At 47.9% G+C, this 26,741-nt stretch carries 31 protein-coding genes (1 of these 31 cut by a window edge); 24 read left to right on the forward strand and 7 right to left on the reverse strand.

Translation table 11 applies throughout. The annotated features are described in order from the left end of the window. Window positions 1–19: 19 nt before the first annotated feature. From M662_RS02080 to M662_RS02090, 3 genes are all read right to left on the reverse strand, one after another. Window positions 20–691 carry a hypothetical protein gene (locus M662_RS02080; protein ID WP_026576986.1) on the reverse strand — a complete coding sequence of 224 codons (672 nt, stop codon included), beginning with the start codon at window positions 689–691 and terminating at the stop codon, window positions 20–22. A gap of 266 nt (window positions 692–957) precedes the next feature. Further along, on the reverse strand, window positions 958–2,334 hold the full coding sequence (locus tag M662_RS02085; RefSeq protein ID WP_026576985.1) for an MATE family efflux transporter: 1,377 nt from the start codon (window positions 2,332–2,334) through the stop codon (window positions 958–960). Beyond that, window positions 2,331–2,789 (reverse strand): MarR family winged helix-turn-helix transcriptional regulator, encoded by a 459-nt coding sequence (locus M662_RS02090; protein WP_008633000.1) that lies wholly within the window; start codon window positions 2,787–2,789, stop codon window positions 2,331–2,333. Before M662_RS02090 ends, M662_RS02085 begins: the two co-directional genes overlap by 4 nt. Window positions 2,790–2,944: 155 nt before the next feature. Here M662_RS02090 and M662_RS02095 point away from each other — a divergent pair, with 155 nt between their 5' ends. The 7 genes from M662_RS02095 (at window position 2,945) to M662_RS02125 (ending at window position 9,357) form a co-directional block, all read left to right on the forward strand. Beyond that, entirely contained in the window at window positions 2,945–4,039 is a 1,095-nt protein-coding gene (locus M662_RS02095; RefSeq protein WP_026576984.1) for a hypothetical protein, read from the forward strand. Window positions 4,040–4,071: 32 nt separating this feature from the next. Further along, window positions 4,072–4,995 carry a YegS/Rv2252/BmrU family lipid kinase gene (locus M662_RS02100; RefSeq protein ID WP_008632998.1) on the forward strand — a complete coding sequence of 308 codons (924 nt, stop codon included), beginning with the start codon at window positions 4,072–4,074 and terminating at the stop codon, window positions 4,993–4,995. A 154-nt stretch (window positions 4,996–5,149) separates the two neighbouring features. Next, entirely contained in the window at window positions 5,150–5,614 is a 465-nt protein-coding gene (locus M662_RS02105) for a MarR family winged helix-turn-helix transcriptional regulator (protein WP_026576983.1), read from the forward strand. A 273-nt stretch (window positions 5,615–5,887) separates the two neighbouring features. Continuing rightward, window positions 5,888–7,693 (forward strand): ribosomal protection-like ABC-F family protein, encoded by a 1,806-nt coding sequence (abc-f, locus tag M662_RS02110; protein ID WP_035387928.1) that lies wholly within the window; start codon window positions 5,888–5,890, stop codon window positions 7,691–7,693. A 124-nt stretch (window positions 7,694–7,817) separates the two neighbouring features. Then, window positions 7,818–8,102 carry a glutaredoxin family protein gene (locus M662_RS02115; protein WP_008632984.1) on the forward strand — a complete coding sequence of 95 codons (285 nt, stop codon included), beginning with the start codon at window positions 7,818–7,820 and terminating at the stop codon, window positions 8,100–8,102. A gap of 94 nt (window positions 8,103–8,196) precedes the next feature. Next, the gene (locus M662_RS02120; RefSeq protein WP_008632983.1) at window positions 8,197–8,586 is read left to right on the forward strand and encodes a YppG family protein; all 390 of its coding nucleotides are present in this window, start codon (window positions 8,197–8,199) and stop codon (window positions 8,584–8,586) included. Between the two features lie 63 nt (window positions 8,587–8,649). Then, on the forward strand, window positions 8,650–9,357 hold the full coding sequence (locus M662_RS02125; RefSeq protein WP_008632981.1) for an alpha/beta hydrolase: 708 nt from the start codon (window positions 8,650–8,652) through the stop codon (window positions 9,355–9,357). Window positions 9,358–9,498: 141 nt separating this feature from the next. Here M662_RS02125 and M662_RS02130 read toward each other — a convergent pair whose 3' ends face one another. Both M662_RS02130 and M662_RS02135 read right to left on the reverse strand, forming a co-directional pair. After that, window positions 9,499–10,356: a DegV family protein gene (locus M662_RS02130; RefSeq protein WP_026576981.1), complete on the reverse strand. Its 858-nt coding sequence runs from the start codon at window positions 10,354–10,356 to the stop codon at window positions 9,499–9,501. A 64-nt stretch (window positions 10,357–10,420) separates the two neighbouring features. After that, entirely contained in the window at window positions 10,421–11,335 is a 915-nt protein-coding gene (locus M662_RS02135; protein WP_026576980.1) for a DMT family transporter, read from the reverse strand. A gap of 219 nt (window positions 11,336–11,554) precedes the next feature. Between M662_RS02135 and M662_RS02140 the strand changes: the two genes are divergently transcribed. Beyond that, a complete protein-coding gene (locus tag M662_RS02140; RefSeq protein WP_026576979.1) occupies window positions 11,555–13,024 on the forward strand; it encodes a degradosome RNA helicase CshA in 1,470 nt (489 codons plus the stop codon). Window positions 13,025–13,070: 46 nt separating this feature from the next. Here the strand turns inward: M662_RS02140 and M662_RS02145 are convergent, their stop codons facing one another. After that, entirely contained in the window at window positions 13,071–13,832 is a 762-nt protein-coding gene (locus M662_RS02145; RefSeq protein WP_008632974.1) for a rhomboid family intramembrane serine protease, read from the reverse strand. 128 nt (window positions 13,833–13,960) lie between these two features. Here M662_RS02145 and acpS point away from each other — a divergent pair, with 128 nt between their 5' ends. The 15 genes from acpS (at window position 13,961) to M662_RS02220 (ending at window position 26,428) form a co-directional block, all read left to right on the forward strand. Then, window positions 13,961–14,320 carry a holo-ACP synthase gene (acpS, locus tag M662_RS02150; RefSeq protein WP_026576978.1) on the forward strand — a complete coding sequence of 120 codons (360 nt, stop codon included), beginning with the start codon at window positions 13,961–13,963 and terminating at the stop codon, window positions 14,318–14,320. Between the two features lie 77 nt (window positions 14,321–14,397). Further along, window positions 14,398–15,882 (forward strand): NAD(P)H-hydrate dehydratase, encoded by a 1,485-nt coding sequence (locus tag M662_RS02155; RefSeq protein WP_328700186.1) that lies wholly within the window; start codon window positions 14,398–14,400, stop codon window positions 15,880–15,882. A gap of 45 nt (window positions 15,883–15,927) precedes the next feature. Next, window positions 15,928–16,950 carry a LolA family protein gene (locus M662_RS02160; RefSeq protein ID WP_008632968.1) on the forward strand — a complete coding sequence of 341 codons (1,023 nt, stop codon included), beginning with the start codon at window positions 15,928–15,930 and terminating at the stop codon, window positions 16,948–16,950. A gap of 144 nt (window positions 16,951–17,094) precedes the next feature. Continuing rightward, window positions 17,095–18,243, forward strand: a complete 1,149-nt coding sequence (gene alr, locus M662_RS02165; protein WP_008632967.1) for an alanine racemase — start codon at window positions 17,095–17,097, stop codon at window positions 18,241–18,243. 150 nt (window positions 18,244–18,393) lie between these two features. Beyond that, the gene (locus tag M662_RS02170) at window positions 18,394–18,675 is read left to right on the forward strand and encodes a CopG family ribbon-helix-helix protein (protein ID WP_026576976.1); all 282 of its coding nucleotides are present in this window, start codon (window positions 18,394–18,396) and stop codon (window positions 18,673–18,675) included. Window positions 18,676–18,680: 5 nt separating this feature from the next. Beyond that, on the forward strand, window positions 18,681–19,031 hold the full coding sequence (locus M662_RS02175; protein ID WP_008632962.1) for a type II toxin-antitoxin system PemK/MazF family toxin: 351 nt from the start codon (window positions 18,681–18,683) through the stop codon (window positions 19,029–19,031). Between the two features lie 215 nt (window positions 19,032–19,246). Next, a complete protein-coding gene (locus M662_RS02180) occupies window positions 19,247–20,116 on the forward strand; it encodes an RsbT co-antagonist protein RsbRA (protein ID WP_008632960.1) in 870 nt (289 codons plus the stop codon). Further along, a complete protein-coding gene (locus M662_RS02185; protein WP_193743854.1) occupies window positions 20,113–20,478 on the forward strand; it encodes an STAS domain-containing protein in 366 nt (121 codons plus the stop codon). Before M662_RS02180 ends, M662_RS02185 begins: the two co-directional genes overlap by 4 nt. A gap of 2 nt (window positions 20,479–20,480) precedes the next feature. Next, entirely contained in the window at window positions 20,481–20,882 is a 402-nt protein-coding gene (locus M662_RS02190; RefSeq protein WP_008632951.1) for an anti-sigma regulatory factor, read from the forward strand. 14 nt (window positions 20,883–20,896) lie between these two features. Continuing rightward, window positions 20,897–21,907, forward strand: a complete 1,011-nt coding sequence (locus M662_RS02195) for a PP2C family protein-serine/threonine phosphatase (protein ID WP_026576975.1) — start codon at window positions 20,897–20,899, stop codon at window positions 21,905–21,907. 65 nt (window positions 21,908–21,972) lie between these two features. Beyond that, window positions 21,973–22,302, forward strand: a complete 330-nt coding sequence (locus tag M662_RS02200) for an STAS domain-containing protein (protein WP_008632949.1) — start codon at window positions 21,973–21,975, stop codon at window positions 22,300–22,302. A 2-nt stretch (window positions 22,303–22,304) separates the two neighbouring features. Then, window positions 22,305–22,781 carry an anti-sigma B factor RsbW gene (gene rsbW, locus M662_RS02205; RefSeq protein WP_008632948.1) on the forward strand — a complete coding sequence of 159 codons (477 nt, stop codon included), beginning with the start codon at window positions 22,305–22,307 and terminating at the stop codon, window positions 22,779–22,781. Continuing rightward, window positions 22,753–23,532, forward strand: coding sequence for an RNA polymerase sigma factor SigB (gene sigB, locus M662_RS02210; RefSeq protein ID WP_026576974.1), 780 nt, complete (start codon window positions 22,753–22,755; stop codon window positions 23,530–23,532). Before rsbW ends, sigB begins: the two co-directional genes overlap by 29 nt. Window positions 23,533–23,552: 20 nt before the next feature. Next, window positions 23,553–24,128 (forward strand): SpoIIE family protein phosphatase, encoded by a 576-nt coding sequence (locus M662_RS02215; RefSeq protein WP_026576973.1) that lies wholly within the window; start codon window positions 23,553–23,555, stop codon window positions 24,126–24,128. A 140-nt stretch (window positions 24,129–24,268) separates the two neighbouring features. After that, window positions 24,269–26,428: a Tex family protein gene (locus M662_RS02220; protein WP_035387936.1), complete on the forward strand. Its 2,160-nt coding sequence runs from the start codon at window positions 24,269–24,271 to the stop codon at window positions 26,426–26,428. Window positions 26,429–26,475: 47 nt separating this feature from the next. Here the strand turns inward: M662_RS02220 and cmpA are convergent, their stop codons facing one another. After that, a complete protein-coding gene (cmpA, locus tag M662_RS02225; RefSeq protein ID WP_008640235.1) occupies window positions 26,476–26,586 on the reverse strand; it encodes a cortex morphogenetic protein CmpA in 111 nt (36 codons plus the stop codon). Window positions 26,587–26,663: 77 nt separating this feature from the next. Between cmpA and M662_RS02230 the strand changes: the two genes are divergently transcribed. Further along, window positions 26,664–26,741: the start of a SprT family protein gene (locus M662_RS02230; protein WP_008640233.1), read on the forward strand. It continues 366 nt past the right edge of the window; the window shows 78 of its 444 coding nt (coding positions 1–78); the start codon lies at window positions 26,664–26,666; its stop codon lies beyond the right edge, outside the window.

Genomic DNA, 26,741 nt, shown 5'->3' on the forward strand with positions numbered 1-26,741 from the left:
ATTTCCACCTGCTGCTTTCTTACCTGATTAGATAAAGTAGGAACAAATCATAGTGGGCAAGGGCGGAGGTACCGGCCCATAAGAGGATGTGCCAAACGATGACTCCAGTCCATATCCACCCTTTTCTCGTAGTAGACAACCAAGTGAGACATTTGACTTGATACCAGATGATGAACAATTGAAAAATGGATATCGCTCCGAAGAAATAAATGATCCACTCGATGGAAGTGATGTAGGAAGCGATCACTCCGAAGGAAAGAGGGGATACATACCAGTCGATACCTGCGTAGACCATGAGCGGAATCCATGTGATCCGTTCCAAAAGCATGATCAACAATACGTTCATCTGGATGATGAACAGTTTCTTATAAGATACATTATTAAATAACCAGAAGAAAAAGGAAGAGATGAACAGGACGAATAGGAAGATTCCCAGGGCGAACGCTGTCCGGCCGATCAGAAACCAGGCTTTCCTCTGTTCGTATTCTGTACGGGTCAACCCGTCCATATTGGCAGAGATCGCATCCGTGCCGAGTCCGAGCCAAGCCGTCCATGTGTATGTAAGGACTGTTAATACTAAAGTGAAGAATAATAGATTCCAAACGTTCCTCAGCCGCTCGGCTTCATTCAAACGAAATAAATGATCGTCCCGGCGGGTGAACAACTTAATGAGATTTACTGAATAAGTCATGTCCTCCATCCTTTGGCAGCAAAATTAAAGCTATGTCTTATTTTAACGGAAATTGTCACCAGTTGCTATAAAGGATTGTAATCTTTGGAAAAATGAGAAATCCTGAAAATGGTGGACTCCATCGGAAAGAAGAGGCAGCTTTCAAGGATATAACAAAGGTGCTTCCAAAGAAGCACCTTTGTTTGTTTCGGTATTGATTTTCAGGCCCTGAAGGGGACGGGAAGGCAGGTGTGAAGCCTTCTCGTTTTCCAGCGCCCGGAAATACGTTAAGTGGCTGCTGTATCATAGTTTCCTGGTTTCTTCTTCGTATGGAAGAAGAGCTTCCTGTCTTTGTACAGGAAGAACATAGACAGGGTGAACGCAAACAGGTCAGATAACGGGAAGGCAAGCCATACGCCGGTCACGCCGAAGAAGTTCGGCAGGATCAGTACGAGCGGAATCAGGAATAAAACCTGGCGTGCCATGGAAAGTATCAGCGCAGGCTTTGCCATGCCCAAAGCCTGATACAAACCGCCGCTTACGACCTGAGCACCAATTAATATAGCAAGAGAGAACATGATCCGCATGGCATGAGCACCGGAATCGATCGTCTCCTGGTCTCCGGTGAAAATCTTCATCAAGCCTTCCGGGAAGACCATCATAATAATGAAGATGAGGGCGGAAATTATCGTGACAACCTTCATTCCGAGTTTGATGGTGTCCTTCAGCCTTTCATCATTGTTCGCACCGTAATTGTACCCGATGATCGGCTGCATGCCCTGAAGGACTCCGATCATCGGCATAATCGTGAACATCGTCAGCTTCTGGACGATACCGAAGACGCCGACTTCGAACTCGCTGCCGAATTTAATAAGCATCAAGTTGATCGCAATCATCATCGCACTCCCTGCCACCTGCCGAATGAAGGCAGGTAAGCCGATGGTCACGACTTCTTTCAGCACTTTGTATACAGGGAGGAGGTACGCCGTTTTTATAGCAAGGGAGGATTTTCCCTTAAGGAAGTAATTTAAAATGACGACGGTGACGGTCGCCTGGGAAATCACGGTTGCAACCGCCGCCCCCTGCACGCCCATATCAAGACCGAAGATGAAGATTGGATCTAATATGATGTTGATGACAGCAGGGATGATCATGGTCATCATGGCGAACTTCGAATTCCCCTCCGAACGGATGATGCTGTTCGTTGTAAACGCAAACGAGAAGAAGAACGATCCGACCATGATTGGGAACAAATAATCACGCGCGAAAGGCATGATGTTGTCGGTCGTACCGAACAGTCTTAACAGTGGTTCGAGAAAGGTGAAGGCACCGATCAGACCGATGCCGCTGACGAGCACGATGGTGAACAGGACGTTGCCGAAGACGTGGTTCGCTTCTTCCGGCTTGTTCTCCCCGAGACGTCTTGAGATGACGGAAGCACCCCCGATACCGACAGCAGCGGATATGGCCATGATGATCATCATGACAGGAAATCCGATACTCACCCCGGAAACGCCGAGAATGCCGACGCCGCGGGCGATGAATAGCGTGTCGACGACGTTGTATAAGGCCATGACGAACATTCCTACCATAGCGGGAATCGATAAATTGGCCAGCAGCTTCGGAATCGGCTGTGTACCTAAACGCTGACTCTGTTCTTTCATTTGCCGTCCCTCCTTGTAAGGTCGCGGTTCAAGTTGTTCTGCATCTTTTTCAGCCAGGCGTTCATCACCTGTTCTTCTTCCCAGGACAATCCTTCTGTAGCTTCTGTTTCTATTTCGTCGATGATCTGGAGGATCGTGTCGTAGAGATCCAAGCCCTGATCGGTAAGCGAAATAAGCTTTGTCCGTTTGTCCGTTTCGCTTGGGCGTTTCAAAATACGCTCATGCTTTAATAACGATTCAATGAGTCCGTTCATAGAAGAGGCCTGGATATGGAGTCTCTTCTGCATTTCTGTCTGGGACTGTTCCCCGGATGTCGCAAGGAAGTAGATGACTTTCGCCTGGGCGTGTGTCAATCCGTATTCGCCGAGTCTTTCGTTATATATGTTTTTTAGAAAATGGGATACCATGTGGATGTTATATCCCAGAGAATGATCAATTTGTTTTTTCTTTTCCATTTATTTAGCCCCCTAAACAAATAGAAGTATAAAGCAGAACAGGAGAGAAGGCAATCCTCCCGCCTGATTCTTTTTGCTTAACGAATAGAAGGTATTTGTACACATATTTCCTGATGGATTTATTGTAAAATGAAGGAAAAGGAGTGAGGCAGAAGATGGGTGGATTAATAGAGCGTAAACCGAAGTCCTTCTATATCGCTTTGGTATTTATTTTCCTGCTGCTTGGATCCAATATAGCTATTCAAAAATGGGAATGGACGGGGCGGGTGGATCCCCTGCTCGTATGGGGGACGGTGCTTGACGTCATGGTGGTTCTGCCTGTTGTCGTCTTCACCTTTCTATTGAGAAGGAAACCGACGCTGTCTGTATTTGCGCCGATGATTTTACTCGGTCTTCTTTTCATCCATTGGATTGTTCCTGATTACGCAAAGGAAGAGTTATTCCTGTTGAATGTATCAGTCTTGATTCTGGAGGCGGCTGTCGTCCTCTTTGAAATAGGGATGATCGTCTTGTTCGTAAAGAAATACCCGGAATGGAAGCGTCACTTTCAAGGAGCATCCCAGGAATATCCTCATCTCCTTCCACGCATCTTCGCCGCGAATAAGCGGACCTTCGATCTGGAAGGGAGAGGCCGTACCTTCTCCCGGTTAAGCGGATTTCTTGCAACAGACGTCTCTGCTGTTCGTTACGCTTTGTTTCCGCGGTTCGACCGCGTTCCTGCTGCGCCGAACAGCTTCAGCTATCACCAGCGAAGTGAGTACTTCGGGGTGTTTCTCATGCTCGTCCACGCAATGCTGATTGAAATTATTGCTGTGCACGTCATGCTGATGCAGTACAGCCACACGGCCGCATGGATAGCGACGGTGCTTGATTTGTATGCCCTGCTTTTCCTGATCGGAGACTACCAGGCAATCCGGAAGTCTCCGGTTATCCTTGAGGATGACCGTCTCCACATTCAAAAAGGACTTCGTTTCCATACTGTGATCGATACGGTTGATATAAAGGAACTGGCTGTATATGAAGCGGGTGATGAGCGCTGGCGAAAGGATAAGCGCGCCGTTCATCTCGGGCTGGCGGGATTCGAACCGGTGCCTCCGCAGCTTGTGCTGGAGCTTGCAGACGCTGTGGATGTACACCTTTTCTTCGGGCTCAAGAAGCGGGTGGATCGCATCTACCTGACCCTGGATGAGCCGGAGCGGTTCTGGGAAGCGATAAAAAGAGAGGGAGTGGTTTCAAAGGATGGAAAATAGTCAATTATGATAGGAGGAAGGATGGGATAGTCATGCCTCGATATCAGCGTGGTATTTTCTTATATAATGGAAATAAAGAGGAAGCGGAACTGGATACGGCTTTGCAGCAGACGCTTCCTTCCTTAAGCAGGGAAATTGCAGAGCTTCGTGTCATTCAGACGTTCGAGGTGGAAGAAGTCGGGGAAGTATGCCGCCGCTTCGGAGAGGAAGTGGATGTCTTTCTCATCTTTGGTGGGGATGGGACAGTTCACGAATGTATCAATCACCTGGCGGAACTGGAAAAGCGCCCGGTCATTGGTGTGCTGCCGGGAGGCACCTGCAACGATTTCAGCCGCGTATTGGATACTCCGCAGAGGCTGCAGCAGGCAGCGAAAGCGATCATAACAGGTGAGGAATTGTCGGTGGATGCCGGGAAGACGGACGACAGGTATTTCATCAATTTCTGGGGGATCGGTCTTGTTGCACAGACATCGACGAACATTGATCCGAACCAGAAGAACCGATTGGGTGTACTCAGCTATTTCATCAGTGCCTTCAAGACGATGAATGAAGCCGACCCATTCCGCTTCAAGGTGACGGTGGATGGGGAAGAGATCGATGGCGAAGCGGTGATGGTGCTGGTCATGAATGGGCAGTTCATCGGAACAAGACGGGTGCCGCTTCCTACGATCCATCTTCAGGACGGCAAACTGGATGTGTTAATCGTGAAGAACTCGAATCTGACGTTTTTCCGGGAATTGTTGAACGCGGGTAAACCTTCGGCTGAAGATCGGGAATTCCAGGAGCTTTTCCATCGACAAGGCAGGGAAATCAAGATAGAAACGGAAGCAGAGGAAGCGGTGGATATGGACGGGGAAATTCAGGGAAAAACACCGACGAGCATAGAGGTCCTGCCTGCCCATTTCACTTTTCTCGGTGGGGGACCGGAGGCGCTGCACATCGGCCCGGGAAATTGACCGGAATATTTATTTCCCAAGGTGGGATGGTTTGACAGAGCAAATTTGTTAAACTTATACTATCTACTATTGCAGGCATCGTGTTCTCAGTCCCCGCAGACGATGAGGAGCGGGAACCGGAAAGCCTGATCATGGAAAAGGATGGGCGGACGTCATGAACGAACAAGAGTTATATAAAGAAAAGAAACAAGACCCTTCGCTGAAGCTGTTTGTCGTTATGTCAAAAGCACAGCGGACGATATCCGATCTGGTGAAGGATGATATACAACGCTACGAATTGAACCCGACGGAATTCGGGGTACTGGAACTGCTTTATCATCAAGGACCGCAGCCGCTCCAGAAAATCGGAGAGAAGATATTGCTCGCGAGTGGCAGTATCACTTATGTGGTGGACAAGCTGGAGAAGAAGAAATACTTGGAGCGGGTGCCGTGTCCTAACGACAGAAGGATCACCTTCGCTTCCATTACGGACAAGGGCCGAGAGCTCCTGCACAGTATCTTTCCTGACCATTGGAAGCGGATCGAGTCGATTCTCGGAGGCTTGACCGATGAGGAGAAACGCCAGGCGATCGACCTTCTGAAGAAGCTCGGTAAATACGCCGACGCACAACAGGAGTAGACAATTATCTGATTCTTTTGTAAAATGGCAAGTAGACTAAAGACAAAGGAGGTATGAAGATGTTACAGATGCACACGCTTGATTACCAATTGAATTATCTGCGTCGTGCAATTATTCATGATTCAGCTGCCACAGGGACACGTATGTCCAAAAACAGCTGAATAGGAAGGAATGTAACGTCTCATATCTGATCATATAAGAAAGCCAAAGTCAGAGGTAACGGGACCTCTGGCTTTTTTTGTGCTTTTTTCATTTGTCTTTAGGAGGAACGTAATGATGATAATTACATTAAAAGATATAAATAAGATCGTCGGTGGCGAAGTATTGTTTGAAGGTTTGAATATGGAATGGAAGGCGCAGCAGCGGATCGGACTCGTAGGCAGGAACGGGAGTGGGAAATCCACTCTGTTCCGGATCGTGCTGAAACAGGAGGATATAGACGGCGGAGATATCTTCATCCAAAAAGGGTTGAAAATCGGTTATCTGGAACAGATTCCATCCGCTTGGGAAGATACAGCGGAATCTTACCTGCGCCAAGCCTTCCAATCCTTGATCCGAATGGAAGAGAAAATGAAGCTGCTGGAAAAAGAGATGACGGACCCGATGAAGCTGGAACGGGCCATAGAGGAATATGGGGATTTGCAGGAGGAGTACACGAGGCTTGGAGGATATGGTATAGATTCCTCCATTCGACAGGTCGCAGGCGGCCTTGGAATCACGGTTCTTCTTAATAGGAGCGTCAATGATTTAAGCGGAGGAGAAAAGACGAAGCTCGGTCTCGCTAAACTGCTTCTTGAAGAGCCGGACGTTCTATTATTGGATGAGCCGACGAACCACCTCGATCTCCCTGCTATCGAATGGCTCGAGTCCTATTTGCTCCAGTACAGCGGAACGGTCTGTGCGATTTCCCACGACCGCTCTTTCCTCGACCGGGTCGCCACGGATATCATGGATCTGGAAGCTGGAGCGGTGGATGTATATAAGGGAAATTACTCTGCTTTCGAAAAGCAGAAGGAAGAGAAGCTGCTTGCCGAATTCCATCAATATGAAGAGCAGCAGAAGAAAATAAAGAAAATGAAAGAAGCCATCCGCAGACTCAGACAATGGGCGAATGAAGCCAATCCTCCGAATGAGAAATTGTTCAAGAAAGCCAAAAGTATGGAGAAGGCGCTGGAACGGATGGAAAAACTCGATAAACCGATTCTCGATCCGAAGAAGATGAAGCTCCGCCTTGATGCAGGAGACCGATCAGGGAAAGATGTATTCGTCGTCCGTAGCCTGTATAAAGCATATCAGAATGATACCATCCTGGAGGACCTTCATCTGCATGTCCGTTATCAGGACCGACTGGCGATTGTCGGGGCGAATGGAAGCGGGAAATCGACACTGCTTAGAATGCTGTTAGGAGAAGAGAAGCCCGATCATGGAGAGATCAAGCGGGCGCCGGACCTTCGAATCGGCTATCTGCCGCAGCAACCGTTAAAAGGGGTGGACGGTGACCGGCGTCTGATCGATTTCTACAGGGAGCAGATTCGTGTGACAGAAGGAGAGGCCCGTCATCATCTTGCTGGATTTCTGTTTTATGGGTACGACGTATTTCGGAAGCTCCGTCATTTAAGCGGGGGAGAACAGATGCGTCTGAAGCTTGCTGTATTCATGCATCTGGATATCCAACTCTTGATCCTCGATGAACCTACCAATCATTTGGATGTGGAATCGCAGGAGGTTTTGGAGGAGGCATTGAATCAATTCGACGGGACGGTCATTGGTGTTTCTCATGATCGTTGGTTCTTAAACCGCTGCTTTACAGAAACAGCGTACATGATGAATGGACAGTTAAAGCGCCGGATCGGCACGTATGAGGAAACACGTAAAGAATGGCTGGAAAGTCTGGATGAGAAACAAAAGAAAGACCCGACACAACCATCGCAGCCGGAGAAGGTGGAACTCCCTCTGGAAGAGCAGATTCAGCAGTTGGAGCAGCAGCTGGAAGAGCGAAAGCGAAAGGGCGGAGAGGATACCGGAACAGCAAAGCTGCAGACGGAAATCGATTATCTTTATGAAAGATGGCTTGGATAGGGAGACAGGGGGGGACTACCCTCTGTCTTTTTCTATGGGAATTCAGGAAGGGATTTCATGTTTAAAGCTAAACGGAACGGGTATGAATTAATAGGCGTAAGGAAAGATGTAAGGAGGGAGAAGCTTGGGTAAGCGGAACGTCATCGTGTATACCAGTAATGATTGTACCCATTGTGCGCGTGTGCTGGAGAAGCTCTCGGATTGGAATGTCGAATATGAAGAGAAGAACATTTCTGAGAACAGAGAGTACTTCAAAGAATTACAGAGCAAGAAGATTTATGGCACGCCTGCCACTTTCATAGATGGTGAGAAGATCCTCGGTTTTCAGGAACGTAAGCTGAAGCAAGCATTGAAAATAAGATCAGACGAGACTTTCTTCGTGGACACAGATTCCATGAATTTTTCTTGAAGTGGTGCAAGTGATGGGAAATCACTTGTTTTTTTTACACTTTTTTCGTCTTTTGACATAGGCTGAAGTAAATAATGTAAAGGTGGGACCTGACATGTACCAAGATCCTTACCAAACCTATTCCAATGGTTGGTACTATTATCCGACTGAAACCGCCTATCGTCAGAATAATTATCCGATGTATTCAAACCAGGGAGGTAACTGGGGTTATCCTATGTACACAGATGCTTCCTATATGCCGTACCAGCAGCAACAGCCCTTCATGAATAGTTACAATTATCCGGGTTATACTGAGACCGGAGAACAATCCGCCTCTTTTGACGCTTCCTCGATTCCTAAAGGAGTCATGGGGTATTTTCAGAATGAAGAAGGGCAGCTTGATTTCGATAAGATGATGTCGACGACCGGGCAGGTCGTGAAAACGATGCAGCAGGTGAGTCCGATAGTCAAAGGTCTCGGCTCATTCGTTAAAGGCTTCAAGTAACGCGCGCTGCTGCAGTGCGCGTCTTTTTCTATACAATATGATGACAATCTGGAGGAGAAGATGATGACTATCGGATGTTTGTGTATCCACGGGTACACGGGAAGCCCGGAGGAGGTACAACCTCTCGTTGACTTCCTGAAGAAGCGCACGGACTGGGAAATAGCCAATCCGACACTCCCCGGGCACGGAGAAGACTTGGATTTGGAGGGGCATTATTATCAGGAGTGGATTGCGACGGCGGAACTCACCCTGCTTGATATGATGACACGCAATGATAAAGTTTATATTATCGGCTTTTCGATGGGAGGAATGATTGCGGCATACTTGACGGCTAAATACCGTCTTGACAGGCTTGTGCTGCTGTCGGCAGCGGGGAAGTATGTCAGCCTGCCGCAGATGTATAAGGATGTGGCAGAAATGGTGTTCGATGCGTGGAAAGGAGTCCTTTCCTCTAATGAGCTGTTCCTTCGATATAAGAAGAAGTTGAAGGATACTTATTTATTTTCCACCTTCGAGTTTATGAAGTGTGTCCAGTTTACAAGGCCGTACCTTCGTCATGTCCGGTGTCCGGTATTGATCATTCAGGGAGAGCTGGACGGCATGGTGCCGAAGAAGGCGGCGCTTTACTTAGAGAAAGAAATACCGTCGGTGGAGAAGGAATTGGTATTCTTAAAGAAATCGAAGCATTTGATCTGTCATGGCGATGATCAGGAGGAACTTTTCGATGAAGTGCTCGATTTCGTCCATCCTAGAAGTACTGTACCTTCGTGACCGGCTGCACCGGTCTTTCACCTGTAGATTCTCATATTGATGGAGTGGATTTATCGGTTTTTCCTGAAAGGGATGAGCTTCTTGAAAGCATGAAAAAAAACCGGACGCTTTCCGCGCCCGGTTTTTCCCGGTCAACGATAGTTAGTCGCGGAAGAATGCGATAACGAGACCGCCTTCTCCTGCATAGGTGGAAATCAAAGGTCCGACGTCCATGAACAAACTGTTCTTGAACGGATAGTGGTCCTGGATGGCGCCTAATACTTTCCGTCCACGCTCTTCATCATTGGAATGGGAAAGAGCGATGATGCGGTCTTCGACGTTATGGGCATATTCTCCAATCTGCTCGATGAACCGACGAAGGGCTTTCTTATCGCCGCGGACTTTCTCTGTGACTTCCACCGATCCCTCGTCTTCGCTGGCTCTCATTAAGAGTTTGATGTTTAACGTCTTAGCGATTGCGCCTTTCATTTTATCCAATCGTCCGCCTTTGATGACATTTTCGAGTGTCTTCAAGAGGAACAAGGTCGTCGTCTTCTCAATTCGTTCTTCCATATGAGATACGACTGCTTCGAAAGAAAGTCCTTCCTCAATCTTCCGCTGTGCTTCATGAACGAGCAGGGCGATGCCGCAGGAAGCGGTTTTCGTGTTCAAAACCTTGATTTCCCTGTCCGGCTGCTCTTCAAGCAGCATGTCTTTCCCCATTACAGCGCTGTCGTAGGTGCTGCTGAGTCCCCTGGTCATCGAGAGGACGAGAATCGGCCGATGCGCGTCGATTTCTTTGTACGTTTCATAGAAGTCATTCGGGCTCGGGGAGGAAGAACGGGGGAGCTCGTCCGATTGTTTCATCTTCTCGTAAAAGGTAGGGAGGTCGATGGACACCCCTGATTTATAACTTTCTTCTCCAAAATGAATGTTCAAAGGAACGGATTTGATTTCGTATCGATCCATCATTTCCTGCGGAACATCTCCGCCGCCGTCAATGATCAATTGAATCGTCATATAGTCACCTGCTCTCGAATTTATCGTCTTTCTATTCTGACATGAAAGCGCCATCCTGCAAAGGTCAGCTTTTTCCAGTCTTATGTTTGATGCGCTTGGAATACGTAATGGTCGTGCTGAGTAGGAACAACATTAACCCGAAGAGGACGATGCTGCCTCCGAGGAACTGAGACCAAGTTATAAGTTCTCCAAGGAAGAAATAAGCAAGAACCGCCGCGCCGACCGGCTCTAATAAGACAGCCATGGATATGGTTGCGGCGCTGAGCCAGCGGATTGTCCAATTGAACAAGGTATGCCCGAAGAACGTTGGGATGATGGCGAGACATAAGAAAACCGTCCACTGCCGACCGTCGTACCCGGTGAAGGGAAAAGAGAAGGCCGTATTATAAAGGAATAATGTAGCGGCAGCCGTTCCGTACACGATGAAGGTATAGGCCATTAAAGAAAGCCTCTGTCTCAATTTCTGGCCGAGCAGAAAGTACCCAGTCACCATCACCGCTCCGAGGAGTGCCAGCGAATCGCCGTACAGTGCCTGTCCACTCAGCTGCCAGTCCCCCCACCCGATGATAGCGCTTCCTGTGATGGTGATGATCAAGCTCATCACCGCTCCGGTCGTAAACCTCTCTTTGAAGAAAAGGAAGGTACCGAGAAAGGCGAAGACAGGCTGCAGGGATACGAGGACGACGGAGCTTGCCACACTGGTATAGTTCAGTGATTCGAACCAGAAAATGAAGTGGAAGGCAAGGAAAATACCGGAAATAGTCGTCAAAAGCCATTCTTTCACGTGAAGGTGTTTGATTTCATCTATATGTTTCCATACTACATAAGGGGCCATGATGGATACGGCCATCAGCAGTCGGTAAAAAGCGATGATCGATGCGGGGGCATCACCCGCCGCCTTTACGAATATGGCGGAAGTGGAAATGGAAATAACACCGATGAATACAATTAAATAAGGATGAAACGGAGGTTTATTCAAGCGAATCCTCCTTCATAACACATCGATTTTTACTAATTTTATCATTATTGGGTTTGAAAAGCACAGCGGAAATGTGTAGAATTAATGATGTTATATATGTTATGATGAATGAATCTATCAGGCAGATACCAGAGAAGCCTCTCCCGTTTCCTGTGGCAGAAGGCTTTTTTTACATGTATATAGGTAGAAGATTTAAAAACAAAGGAGTATGAAATTACTGTGACAACATTTCAATCACTAGGATTATCAAACCCCATTCTAAAATCATTAGATGTGATGGGATTTGAAGAAACCACACCAATCCAAGAACAGACCATCCCTCTAGGACTTGAAGGGAAAGACGTTATTGGCCAAGCGCAGACAGGTACGGGGAAGACGGCGGCATTCGGTATTCCGATGCTGGAGAAAATCAACAAACAGGTGAAAGCCGTTCAAGGTCTTGTCATCGCCCCGACAAGGGAACTGGCTATTCAGGTAGCAGAGGAATTGAACCGACTAGGTAAAGGGAAAGGTGTCCGTGTCCTTCCGATTTACGGTGGGTCCAACATGGAACGCCAAATCCGCGCCCTGAAGAACAACCACATCGTCGTTGCGACACCTGGTCGTCTACTTGACCACATCCGTCGTAAAACGATTAAATTGGAAAGTGTTCACACAGCGGTTCTTGATGAAGCGGACGAAATGCTGAACATGGGCTTCATCGATGATATCCGTGACATTCTTAAGGCCCTTCCGGAAGAACGCCAAACGCTTCTGTTCTCCGCAACTATGCCGAAAGAGATTCGTGATATCGCGACAACGCTGATGAACAGCCCGGAAGAAGTAAAAGTTAAAGCAAAAGAAATGACTGTGGAAAACATCGAGCAGTTCTTCGTGGAAATTCCGGAGAAGCATAAGTTCGATACTTTGACTCGTCTTCTTGATATCCATGATCCTTCTTTGGCAATCGTCTTCGGCCGTACGAAACGCCGTGTTGACGAAGTTGCTGACGGTCTTCAGGCACGCGGCTTCAGTGCAGAAGGAATCCACGGAGATTTGACTCAAGGAAAGCGTATGTCCACATTGAACAAGTTCAAGCGCGGACGTATTGAAATCCTTGTGGCGACAGACGTAGCAGCACGTGGTCTGGATATTTCCGATGTAACTCACGTGTACAACTTCGATATTCCGCAAGATCCGGAAAGCTATGTTCACCGTATCGGCCGTACAGGACGTGCTGGTCGTAAAGGTAAATCAATTTCTTTCGTCACACCGAGAGAGAAAGACCAACTGCACTTGATCGAAAAGATCACGAAGAAGAAAGTAGAACGTTTGAAAGTTCCTTCTTCTGAAGAAGCAGCGCGTGGGCAGCAGAAAGTTGCGGTCGAGAAGCTTCTGGAAATGATCGAGAAGAATGATCTGAAGAATTACAAGCAGGCGGCGGATGAGCTGCTTCAACAGCATGATTCCACAGACCTGATCGCTGCAGCACTGAAGATGATGACGAAAGAACGCAGTGAAGTTCCGGTTCGTCTATCTCATGTTCAACCGATCAGCGTGAAGAACGCCCAGCGTGATAAGAGCAAGAAGAAGGGCGGCTACCGTGGTGGCGGTAACCGTAACTTCAACAGTAAGAATAAATCCCGCAACCGTAACTTCAACGGTAAAGGCGGAAAACAGCGCAGCTTCCAAAGTAAAGGCCGCAGCTGATAAAAAAACGATCAGCCCTCTTGAGAGAGGTGCTGATCGTTTTTTTTTATCTGTTCAGCAGGGCTATGAGGACGAGGAACAGGATGATTCCCCCCACGATATATTTCCCTGTCTGCCTGCTGCTGAATTTCTTTTTGCGCCAGCGGTCCGGATCGAAATGAATGTCGCCGTCGTTCCGTTTCGTGCTGCGCCTTACCTGCCAGATGGAGAAGGGGCGGGCATTCCGGAGAACGACAGGAGCGATGGCGAATCCGCCGATCAATCCGAAGAGGTGGCCGAGAATGTTAATGTTCGGTCGGACGAAGGTCATAAACAAACCTAATGCCACAATGACACCGATAATTTGAGAGTTGGCTTGATCGATCAAGTGTTTTCGGTTCCAGACCATGAAGATATAGACCCCGAATATCCCGAAAATCGCTCCTGACGCACCAAGGTGGGCGTAGTAGGCGGAAGGATCAACGATGAACGTTCCGACATTCCCGGCGATACCCGCGAAAAGGTAGAGAGCGATAAATTTCACCTTCCCGAGCATCTGCTCCAGCGCAGGGCCGAAGAGGACGAGAGAAAAGGAATTGAACAATGCGTGAGCGAAGCCGGCGTGAAGAAAGATCGGTGTCACCAGCCGCCAGTATTCTCCGTTAAGAACGAAGACGTTCACTCCCATCCCCCAGGCTTTCCACTCTTGAGCGAATCCCAGCTGCAGGAAGTCCATCAGTAACCATAGGACGAGATGGAGTCCGACTAGAAATGATATGACAGGGTAGAATTTCAGAAATTCCTTAAAGCTTTCTGTACGTACAAACATTCGATTCGTCTCCTTTTAAAGACCTTCTTATTGTCAATGTAGTCATATAGGGTACTTCGTATTCTTTTTTTATCTCCCTCATCATCGGGTATACTGTGTTTAGAATGAAGATAAAGGAAGATGCAGGCATGATAGAAGGAATTGGAATAGACATCATTGAGTTGGATCGTATTAATCAAAGTATAAAGCGAAATCCCCGTTTTGTTCAAAGAATATTGACGGAAAACGAATATCAGCGATACGAAATGCTGAATGAAGGAAGACGCGTCGAATTTCTTGCCGGCCGCTTTGCTGCCAAGGAGGCCTGTGCGAAGGCACTGGGAACGGGAATCGGAAAAACAGGCTTTCAAGATATAGAAATTTCTTCGGCTGAGACGGGGGCTCCTCAAGCATCGGTTCGGGGAATGGAGCACTTGAAGATCTGGGTGTCGATCAGCCACAGCAGTCAGCACGCCATTGCTCAGGTGGTTTTGGAAAGGAACACGTGAGGTATAGGCATAAGACATAATTACATAGGTTGTCTCATAACATTGTAATGCGGGTAGGAGGGAACGAATTGGATATTGTGACCGCACATGAAATGTACGAACGGGATCGGTTGGCGATGGAAGCGGGAATAGACGGCAGACTGTTGATGGAGAATGCAGGACGTGCCGTCGCTTATGACTTTCTGAAACGGATCGAACCTCACCAGAAGGTTGTCGTCTTAATCGGAGGTGGAAACAACGGGGGAGACGGTTTCGTCATTGCCCGGACGTTGATGAACCTGGGCTGTCAGACGGAGGTCGTGCAGGTGGTGCCGGATGATAAGATCCGTGGCGACGCTTTGGAACATAAACGGTTGTTCGAGGCGTCCGGATACAGGTGTACGGTCTGTCCGGAAACGGCTGCGATCGCAGCTCTGCTGGAGGAATCGGATATCTGCATGGATGCGATTCTCGGTATAGGGGTCAAAGGGCGGTTGAAAGAGCCGATCGCCTCGATCATCCACCTCTGTAACGAAGCAGACGTCCTGCGATTGGCAGTGGATATTCCTACTGGAGTCCCCGCTGGTGAAACGGACGAGGAATTCGACGGGTACCGGGCTCACTATACGTCCATCATCGAAGCGCCGAAGCTTAGTGCGTTCCTGCAGCAGACCCAGCCGTTCTATGGCGAATGGTCTGTCGTCGAAATCGGTCTTCCAAAACCGCTGCTTCCGGATGTCCGGCGTAGATGGTGGAGGGAGCAGGAAGTTCAAGAGACGCTGCCGAAACGGGATGCTCATGCACATAAGGGAACACATGGAAAAGGGTTGGTCATCGGAGGATCTGCGCTCATGCCGGGTTCAATAGCCATGTCGGCAAGAGCTGCTCTGCGCAGCGGAGCGGGGTTGGTAGCTGTCGGTACCGAAAAAGAAGCCGTTCCAGCCATTGCCTCTTTCATCCAAGAGGCGACATTCGTAGACTTGTTCCGTGGACAAGTCCAAGATAATCTGGAAGGATATGATGGCATTGCTGTCGGCATGGGGCTTGGCAGGGAGGATTCCAAAGAATCTCTCGTAGGTGAAATCATCCGGCATGCGGAAGCTCCTCTGCTTCTGGATGCGGACGGTTTGTACCATGCCAAAGCTTTTCTTGAAGCGGTAGGAAGCCGGCAGTACCCGACGATACTGACTCCACATCCAGGAGAATTTGCGCATTTACTTGGTCTGTCTGTAAAAGAAGTGCTGCAATCTACCTTTTCTCTTACACGTGCATTCGCAGAAAAATACGGCGTCTATCTTGTTCTGAAAGGCCCTTCTACTATCATTACGTCACCGGACGGGCGGCAGCGTGTCGATACTTCCGGTAATGTGGGTCTTGCTAAAGGCGGCAGTGGTGATGTCTTGTCCGGAATCCTGCTTGCTATGATCATGCAGGGGGCGGATGTGCTGGATGCCGTCTGCGACGGCTGTTTTGTTCACGGCCGGACAGCAGACCTTCTTGTGGAATCAGATCGATCGAATGTCGATTTGCTTGCGACGGATGTCATTGAAGGATTGTCCCGAACGTTTCGTACATTCTCATGATTTCGTTCCCTTTGTCCTTAAGTAGAGACAAAGGAGTTGTGTCTTATGCAAAGACGTTTTCTGATTCTACTATTCAGTTTGTTCGTCTTAGGTACACTGGCAGCTTGCGGCACCCAGTCTAAAGAGGATGTTGTCAAGAAGCTGGAGAAGCAGTCGGAGGAAATGGCAGGCTATAAGACCGAAGCAAACATGAAGATGAAAACCGGCAAGGCAGAGCAGAAATACCATATTCAAGTGTGGCATAAGAAAGATGATTTCTATCGGGTGAAATTGAACAGCGACAAGGATGAGAAGGGAAGCCAGATCATCCTGAAGAATGACAGCGGCGTTTATGTGTTGACACCTGCCTTGAACAAGAGCTTCAAGTTCCAGAGTGAATGGCCGCAGAACACGAGCCAGCCTTATTTATATGCGTCTTTGTTGAATGACATCAAGGCAGATGATGATGCCGAATTCACGACGTCGGATAAATATTATGAATTCAAGACGAAGACCAACTACCAAAACAATAAGACTCTCCCTTATCAGAAGATCTTCTTCGACAAAAAGTCTTACCAGCCCGTCATGGTTCAAGTATTTGATCAGGATATGAACGCACTGGTGGAAGTCCAATTCGCCAATTTCGCCAAAGATGATTCCTTGAAGAAAGAGGACTTTGATGTAGATAAGAATATGGCGATGGCACCGACGGAAGCACCTGTTGCGAACATGGAAGGACAAGAGCTTGAAGAAGTGCTGTATCCGGAAGAGACATTCGGTGCAGAACTTGCAGAAGAGCAGGAAGTCAAAACAGATGACGGCAAGCGGATCATTATGAGCTATGCCGGCGAGAAGAATTTTACGCTTGTCCAGGAGAAAGCAGAGGTGGAAGCCGCAAGCGCATTATTCTCCGTACAGGTGAACGGTGACCCGGTTCAGCTTGAAGGCGGCGTGATCGGTGCGATGGAGAATAACCGTCTGGAATGGACGCAGGACGGAACCACGTATCAGCTTGCCAGCAATGAATTGACGAAGGATGAAATGATTTCGGTAGCAAGCTCCATCTATAATGGAGACATGGTGAAATAGTCGCTGGTTGGAGCAGGCTTAACGGTCTGCTTTATTTTTATTTTCCGTACCTCTAAAGATTCCCCCTTATGCGATTTGACAGTCCCCGGCAATCATTCAATAATAGGAAGATACATTAGTTGCAGAGGAGCGGACGTTTTGCCAATGAGTTACTATCGAGATACTTACGTAGAAGTGAATCTGAACCATATTGCACAGAATATCCATCAATTGAAGGAGCGTCTCGGCTCTTCAAAGAAAATCTATGCGGTTGTCAAGGCGGACGCATACGGACACGGAGATATCCAGGTGGCAGAGGCTGCCTTGGAAGCAGGAGCGGAAGGACTTGCCGTTGCGATCCTGGATGAAGCGTTGAAACTAAGAGAAGCGGGTGTGACAGCCCCGCTGCTCGTCATGGGCTGGATTCGTCCGGAAGATGCGGCACTGGCAGCCGTCCATGATATCGCCGTCACCGTATTTCAGCGGGAGTGGCTGGATCAGGCTGGAGAGCAGGCATTGGAACGGCCGCTCCGTATACATTTGAAGTTGGACACAGGGATGGGGCGGATCGGAGTACGATCCGAAGCCGAGCTGGATGAAATCCTTCCTTATATCGATGAGCAGCCGAACTTCCAATTAGAAGCGCTTTTCACCCATTTTGCGACAGCTGATGAAGCAGATACGACATACTTGGAGGAGCAGCAGCGCCGCTTTGATGAATTGTTCGCTCATTTTGAAGGAAAATGGCAGGAAAATGTCGAAATTCATACGAGTAACAGCGCAGCGAGCATGCGCTTTCCGGAAAAAACGGCCCATTTTGTCCGTTTTGGTATCAGCATGTACGGTTTATATCCGTCGCAGGATGTGAAGCGGGAACGTCCGATTGATTTGCAGCCCGCGATGTCGCTGCATAGTCAATTGATTCACGTGAAACAATTGGAAGCCGGTGAAGCAGTCAGTTATGGTGCCACGTATAAGGCGCAGGAAACCGAGTGGATCGGCACCGTACCGATCGGTTACGCGGACGGCTGGACGAGGAAATTGCAGGGGATGGACGTGCTGGTTGACGGAAAGCGCCATCCGATTGTCGGAAGAATTTGCATGGATCAACTCATGATTCGGCTGGATCAGGAATATCCTATAGGGACAAAGGTTACCTTAATTGGTAAACAGGAGGATCAGGAGATCTCCGCAGATGACATAGCCGCCAGGTTGGATACCATCAATTACGAGGTGCCTTGTATGATCGGCAGCCGGGTACCGCGTGTGTACGTGAAAGATGGCAGGATCGTAGATGTCAAAAACGCTCTCTGACGCGGATTGGACAATTCTCCCTATGTAAGGATAACAGGTTCCATGATTCACGAAAAAATTCCAACACTCCTTTGCAATGGACACTCCCGTTTGATAAGATTAGAGTGGACTAATTGACTGGTTTCTTTTGAGAGAAGATGGTGGAGGTGTATGGTTTTGTCCGATAGCATGCAGGAGATTGTCATCCGGATTCCGGATAACCTACTCAATGAAGTGGATGGCTTCATTCAACTCGAAAACAGTGATCGGAGCGATTTCATGTGTCAAGCAACGAAAATGTATTTGCGTGAAAAGAAACAGCGTCATATAAGAGAATCCATGCGTAGAGGCTACATGGAAATGGCGAAAATCAATCTCAACATCGCTTCAGAAGCGTTCCAAGCTGAAGAGGAGGCAGACCACACCCTGGAGCAATTAGTGAGCGGGGTGTGAAGCCGGTGATAGTCAAACGAGGAGACGTTTATTTCGCTGATTTGTCCCCGGTCGTGGGATCCGAACAAGGCGGGGTTCGTCCTGTACTCATCCTCCAAAATGATATTGGTAATCGTTTTAGCCCTACGGTAATCGTCGCCGCGATTACTGCGCAAATACAAAAAGCCAAACTCCCTACACACGTAGAAATTAACGCAGAAAAATACGGGTTCGAACGAAACTCTGTGATCCTATTGGAACAAATCAGAACGATTGATAAACAGCGTTTGACCGACAAGATTACTCAACTGGATGAACCGATGATGCAGCAAGTGAACAAATCCTTGCAGATCAGTCTCGGTTTGATCGATTTCTGATCCGTCTAAGCTATTCCATAATAAAGTTGCCTGGATAAAGGTAACTTTATTTTTTTTTACGTTTATAGTTTATAATAAGATTTATAAGGGTAATGATGATGGCGTGATTTTTTAATGCGTGAAGGTATGATAATTCGCTTATTTTTGTTAATATTATATTCAAATATTATTAGAACGGAATTATAGAAGGGTAATACAGGCGGAGGTTTGAAAAAATGGACGAACGATTGAAGAACGTAGTAATCGAGTATAGTGATGACATAGTAAAAATGTGGTTGGAAGAAGTGAATGCACATAAGCAGAACGACTATACGTCGACGATTTCCGACGAAATGTTCGAAAGTACAAACAGGGAATTCGTCAATGTCATTTTCTCCAGCATTGAAAAACAGGGGTTGTCCTCCGATTTGGACGATTTCTCGGAGCGGCTGATTAACTTAGGCTGGCCGCTGAGCTATCTGACAGATGGGATGCAGGTATTCCGCCGCGTGGTGACCGGCTTCATCCTGAACCAGTCGGATCAAATAGACTCGGATTATTTCTCCAGGGTACTGAAGGAAGTGGACGGTTGGGTGGATCCGATCATCAACCGCCTTGTTAATGAGTATTCCGGGAGCTGGGAACACATCGTTTCCCTTCAACGTGTCGCTCTTCAGGAACTTTCAGCTCCGCTCATTCCTGTCATGGAAAACATTACGATCATGCCGCTTATCGGAACGATCGACACAGAACGTGCCAAGCTCATTATGGAGAACCTGCTGGACGGGGTCATCAAGCACAATGCGGAAGTCGTGCTGATCGACATTACCGGAGTTCCGGTCGTCGATACAATGGTTGCCCACCACATCATCCAGGCGGCAGAAGCGGTCCGTCTTATCGGTTCCCGCTGCATATTGGTAGGGATACGTCCGGAAATTGCCCAGACCATCGTCAATCTTGGTATCGATTTAGGGAAGTTCCCTACGAAGAGCTCCTTGAGAAAAGGTTTTCAAACAGCGCTCGAATTAACGAATCGCCGGATCGAAGATACACAAAACACCTACGAGGATATTGAGAAATTGATTGATTCGCTAGATAAGGAGTGAGAACAGTGAGAATACCGATTCTGAAGCTTCATAATTATCTGTTGATCTCTATCCAGATCGATTTGGATGATCAGACAGCTATCCAGTTTCAAGAAGACTTGCTCAGTAAGATCCATGAAAGTGGTGCGACAGGGGTCGTCATCGATTTGACGTCTGTGGACATCATTGATTCCTTTATTGCCAAAGTACTCGGCGATGTGGTGACCATGTCCGACTTGATGGGTGCCAAGGTCGTACTGACAGGTATCCAACCGGCTGTTGCCATGACTCTGATAGACTTGGGTATCCATCTCCAAGACGTTCCTACAGCATTAGACTTAGAACAAGGGCTGATTAAACTTCGCCAGGAATTGGAGGAGTGAGTATGGACTTCCAATCCTGTGTCAATATAAAAAAGGAGTGGGACATCGTCGGGGCACGACAACTGGGCCGGGACATTTCCAGGAAAATCGGTTTCGGCACCGTTGATCAAGCGCGGATTGCCACTGCCATATCTGAACTGGCAAGGAACATATACTTATATGCTGGAACGGGGAAAGTATGTTTTGAAGTGATGGAAGATATGAACAAAAAAGGAATCAGGATTGTTGCGATGGACAGCGGTCCCGGAATTAAAGATATCAGCCAGGTGATGGAAGACGGCTTTACGACTTCCGGAGGGCTTGGTGCCGGATTGCCCGGAGTGAAACGATTGATGGACGATTTCGATATCGTTTCGGAAGAAGGGGAAGGTACGGAAATAAGAGTTGTTAAATGGCTCCGTTAGAGGAGGTATAACTGATGAGTACATTGAAGCTCGATTTGGAGAATTATAAGGAACTTTTGCAGGAGTATATTAAGACGAAAGATGAGCAGGCTCTGTATCAGGCAGAGCAGTTCAGTAAGCATTCGATGCAGCAGAATATTTCACCGGAAGAAATCATCAATGTCCACATTCAGTCGTTACAAGAAATATACCCGGATATGCCCGAGTATATTCAATCTTCGATGAACTTCCTTTTGGAAACGATGATCTCCTACGGTCTTGCCTATCAGGAGTATCAGTCTCTCAGGGAAAAGCAGCTGGAGCTGAAATCAGAGATATCGGTAGCTGCCAATATGCAGAAGACGCTGCTTTCGACAGTTAAGCCGGAGCTTGCTGAAGTAGAGGTCGGAGCCCTGAGCGTTCCGGCCAAGCAGATGAACGGAGATTATCATCACTTCGTGGATGACGAAAAAGGGAGTCTAGGAATTGCTATCGCTGATGTCATCGGTAAAGGGGTCCCGGCGGCCTTGTGTATGTCGATGATCAAATATTCGATGGACAGTTTTCCTGAAATGAGGACGGACCCGAGCGTCATTCTTGGGAGCCTGAACCGCGTCGTGGAACGCAACGTCGATGCGAGCATGTTCATTACGATGTTCTACGGATTATACGATACCAACGATCACACTTTCTCTTATTCCTCTGCCGGTCACGAACCGGGTTTCTATTACCATAGTGACAGGGACGAATTTGAGGAAATTGACGTTCCCGGCCTGGTGCTCGGCGTTTCACCGGATGTCACTTACACGCAATATGAAAAGAAAGTGGAAAAGGGAGACATGATCATTCTTCTGACAGATGGTGTGACCGAATGCCGTCAGGGGGAGCGGTTCATCGAACAGGAAGAAGTTCTCCACGTCATCAAACAGTACGCACACCTGCCTGCTCAAGGGATTGTAGACCATGTGTACAAGCATTTCGAGCGTTTGCAGGACTTCCAGCTTCGCGATGATTTCACTTTGATTATCCTGCGCCGTAATGTTTAACGGCCTGTTGGGACGGGTACTATCGATGTGATTGACTTTTTTAGGATCTTAGGAGGGTAAATGGTATGAACTTAACTATAGATGTTACGAATAAAGAAAGTGTTACGACCGTTGTTTTATCCGGAGAGGTAGATGCATTCACCGCTCCTAAATTGAAGGAAACGCTGCTTCCTTTGACGAAAGAACAAGGTCAGGTACTCGAAGTGGATTTTGGAAGTGTCAGCTATATGGATTCTACAGGTCTCGGTGTGTTCATCAGTGCTCTGAAGTCCACGAAGGAACATGGAACGGAAATGAGACTTATCCATATGCAGGACCGGGTATATCGTCTGTTTAAAATCACCGGCTTAACCGAAATCATGACGATTGATTCTACAGTGCAAGGTGGAATGTAATAATGGAACCATTTGATTTTGTCGAAGTGAAAGTACCAGCCAAAGCAGAATACATCGGGGTTGTTCGTCTGAGTACGTCAGGGATCGCCAACCGTATGGGTTTTTCCTACGAAGATATCGAGGATTTGAAGGTGGCGATATCAGAAGCCATTACGAATGCCGTCAAGCATGCGTATAAAGAAACGGGCGAAGGCGAAATTACGATCGGCTTTGGAGTATATCAGGACCGCTTGGAAGTCATGGTGGCAGATCACGGTGGAAGCTTTGATTTGGGCGAGGTGAAAGAAGACATCGGCCCGTACAAGCAGGATGATGATATTGAAGAGCTCCGCGAAGGTGGTTTCGGCCTGTTCCTCATCGATGCATTGATGGACAAAGTTGAAATCAACAGTAAATATGGAGTCATCGTCTTAATGACGAAATACCTCCATGAAACTGGGGTGGGTCAAGATGGCGACCAAATCACAACACCACAATGAAGAAGTATATGAATGGATAGCACATTTACAAGAACACCCGCGTGATGAGGTAATACAGGAGAAAATCGTTCTTGTTTATAAAGACCTGGTCGAATCCATCGCTCGGAAGTATTCCAAGAACAGTACGATCCACGAAGATTTGGTGCAGGTGGGCATGCTGGGTCTGCTAGCTGCCATCCGCAGGTACGACCCGGAATTCGGAAAGTCTTTTGAATCCTTTGCGATTCCGACCATCATCGGTGAAATCAAACGGTTCATCCGCGATAAGACATGGAGTGTCCATGTACCGAGGCGGATCAAGGAACTCGGCCCGAAGATTAAGAAAGCGGCCGAAGAATTGACGAATATGCTGCAGCGTTCTCCTTCTGTGTTGGAAATCGCTGATTATCTGGAAGTTTCGGAGGAAGATGTACTGGAAACGATGGAAATGGGCAAAAGCTACAAAGCCTTGTCCGTCGACAGGAAGATCGAAGCCGATTCCGACGGGAGTACCGTTACCATTCTCGATTTAATCGGGAATCAGGATGATGGATATTCGAACATCGACCAAAAGATGCTGCTTGAGAAGATACTCCCGATCCTGAGCGAACGAGAGCAGGAAATACTGCAGTGTACGTATTTTGAGAACATGAGCCAGAAAGACACCGGAGAGCGACTGGGAATATCACAAATGCATGTTTCCCGACTGCAAAGAAGAGCACTCCGTAAGTTGAGGGAAGCCTTGCAATCTGAATCCATAGAGGTATTCTAGTGGAAAAGGAGAGTAAGCGCGTGAATTTATCTGTTTTTCAAAAAGCGAAAAAAGGCAATTACCACTGCGGAGACAGTTATTTCTATATAGAGACGGAAGATGGTTTCCTTTGCGCCCTTGCAGATGGATTAGGAAGCGGCGAGTTGGCAAAGGAATCAGCGGATGCTGTTATGAAGGTTATTCAATGGAATCCTGATCTAGGAATTGAAGCGCTTGTGAAAAAGTGTAATCAAGCACTCGTCGGCAAACGCGGAGTCGTTCTTGGAATCCTCCGGATCGACTTTCATACAGGAACCTACTCTTATTCTTCGATCGGCAACATCGGTGTCATTACGATTGATGCGGATGGAAAGAGAAGCAGGAATATTCCGCTTGCCGGCTATTTGGCAGGATATCCCCGAACACTGCGGGTAGCCCGCGGGAAAGCAGAGAAAGGTATGTTCTTCCTGATGTTTTCAGACGGCGTCAACGATCGTCGGCTGTCGAGTGAATTGACAAGAACAAGAAGTGTGGAACAGATTACCCATCGTTATCAAGAGCTGTATGGACAGTTTCGGGAAGACGATACGACACTGATTGTCATGGAATATGATTAAACCCCTGGAATCCCATGGTGGCGGGACTAGGGGTTTTTGTGTACCTGTCTATATTTTCCGGCGGCGGTGGCGTGTGGAGCGGCGTAATTTGATACAATGAAGAAGACGCCATTGAAGGAGGTCTTTTTTTGAGTGATGTAATGGTGCAGCCGGAAGTAACGAAACTGGTTGCCGAACAAACCAAAATGAATGAGAAAACGATTAAGCAGGTAATCGCATTATTAGATGAAGGAAACACGGTTCCGTTCATCGCCCGTTACCGAAAAGAAATGACAGGCGGGTTGGATGAAGTACAGATCAAAGCTGTTGAGGATCAGTGGAATTATGTAACGAATTTGATGCAGCGAAAAGAAGAAGTCATCCGATTGATTGAAGAGCAGGGAAAGTTAACCGATGAATTGAAGCGGGACATTGAGTCGGCGTCCCAGCTTCAGAGGGTGGAAGATCTGTACAGGCCGTATAAACAGAAAAGAAGAACGAGAGCCACGGTCGCTAAAGAGAAAGGGCTGGAACCGCTCGCCTTGATGGTTTGGGAGCAGAAGCAGCGCATGGACTTTGAGAAGGAAGGGGAAGCCTTCCTTTCAGAGGAGAAGGAACTTGTTACTCTGGAGGATGTGGAAGCCGGAGTGAACGATATTCTCGCGGAATGGATTTCTGAAGATCCGGGTTACCGGGAGCGCGTCCGCAAGCAGACACGTGATAAGGGAACGATCGAATCATCCGGCAAGAAGACAGAAGAAGACGAGAAGGGTATCTTCGAGATGTACTATGAATACCAGGAACCTGTACGGTCTATTGTCTCCCACCGAATTCTTGCGCTTAACCGCGGCGAGAAAGAAGAGGTATTGAAAGTATCGATCCATCCTCCTGAAGAAGCGATCCTTCAGTACTTGGAGAGGAATGTCATACACCGGAATACGGTAGGGAAGATGCGGGAGCTGTTGGCTGCGGCCATTCAGGACAGTTACAAACGCCTGATCCAGCCTTCCGTGGAGCGGGAAATCCGTAATGCCCTGTCGGAACAGGCGGAGGAGCAGGCGATCGAAGTGTTCTCAAGCAACCTGCGCAGCCTCCTGCTGCAACCTCCGTTAAAAGGGAAAGTAGTGTTGGGCATCGATCCGGCCTTCCGGACCGGGTGTAAGCTTGCTGTTGTGGATGAAACGGGGAAAGTGCTCGATATCGGGGTGATCTATCCGACGGCACCGAGGAACGATACAGCAGGAGCAGAGAAGAAGGTTCTTCAGTTCCTTAAGCAATACGGGGTCGAGTTGATGGCAATAGGAAACGGGACGGCTTCCAGGGAGACGGAGCAGTTCATTGCAGATCTGATCCAGAAGCATGACCTTGATGCTGCTTATATGATCGTCAACGAAGCGGGCGCAAGTGTTTATTCCGCTTCTAAACTGGCAAGGGAAGAGTTTCCTGATTTTCAAGTCGAAGAGAGAAGTGCTGTATCGATCGCACGACGCGTCCAAGATCCGTTGGCGGAGCTTGTCAAAATCGATCCTAAGTCGATAGGTGTCGGTCAATACCAGCATGATGTGAGTCAGAAGAAATTGAATGATTCCCTTGGTTTCGTCGTAGAGACGGCGGTGAACCAAGTAGGGGTAAACGTAAACACCGCCTCCGGTTCCCTTCTGCAGTATGTATCCGGACTGAGTAAGACCGTAGCGAATAACATCGTGAAGAAGCGGGAGGAGCTTGGGAAGTTCACGAAGCGTTCCGAGCTTAAGGATATTCCGAGGCTGGGAGCGAAGACGTTCGAGCAGAGTATCGGCTTCCTCCGCATACTGGACGGAGAGGATCCTCTCGATAGAACGTCTATTCACCCGGAGAGCTATAAGGCCACAAGGCAGCTGATTGCCGGAATCGGATACAGGACAGAGGATATTGGGACGGAGCAGTTGTCCGAAGCAGTCAAAGGTTTGGATACAGGAGAGCTCTCTCTAGAATCCGGCATCGGTAAACTTACATTGGAAGACATTTTGAAGTCTCTCGTCCAACCGGGGCGAGATCCGCGAGATGATTTACAGAAGCCGATCCTTAAGAAGAATGTTCTTTCTATGGAAGATTTGCAGCAGGGAATGGAACTGGAAGGGACCGTCCGTAACGTGGTCGATTTCGGTGCCTTCGTAGACATCGGAGTGAAACAGGACGGGCTTGTCCATATCTCCAAGTTATCCAACTCCTACGTCAAGCATCCGATGAACGTCGTGTCTGTCGGGGATGTCGTGACGGTGTGGGTGGAACAAGTGGATGCGAAGAAGCAGAGAATCGCTTTGACGATGGTCCAAAAATAAGAAAACGAACAACTACCTGGGAGGGAGCGCTCGCCGGGTAGTTGTTTTTATTTATATAGATGCTGGTAGTAGTACCAACATTGATTCAGCACTTTAATTTGATATTTATCCTTATTATAGAAAGCATCTGCCATTTGTTTCTTCAACCAGGACGGCATGGAAGTCGCTCCTTTCCGTTTCGATTTTTTCATGGATATGATAAAGTATGCAGAAGACAGAGGAGGTGTGACCGCTGATGATGACCGATCAAGAATTGCAGCAATGGACGAAGCAGCTTTCCGAGACGTATTTCCACAAACCCTATCCAGACAAG

This window comes from Bacillus sp. SB49 (genome assembly GCF_000469135.2).
Classification (GTDB): Bacteria; Bacillota; Bacilli; order Bacillales; family Halobacillaceae; genus Halobacillus.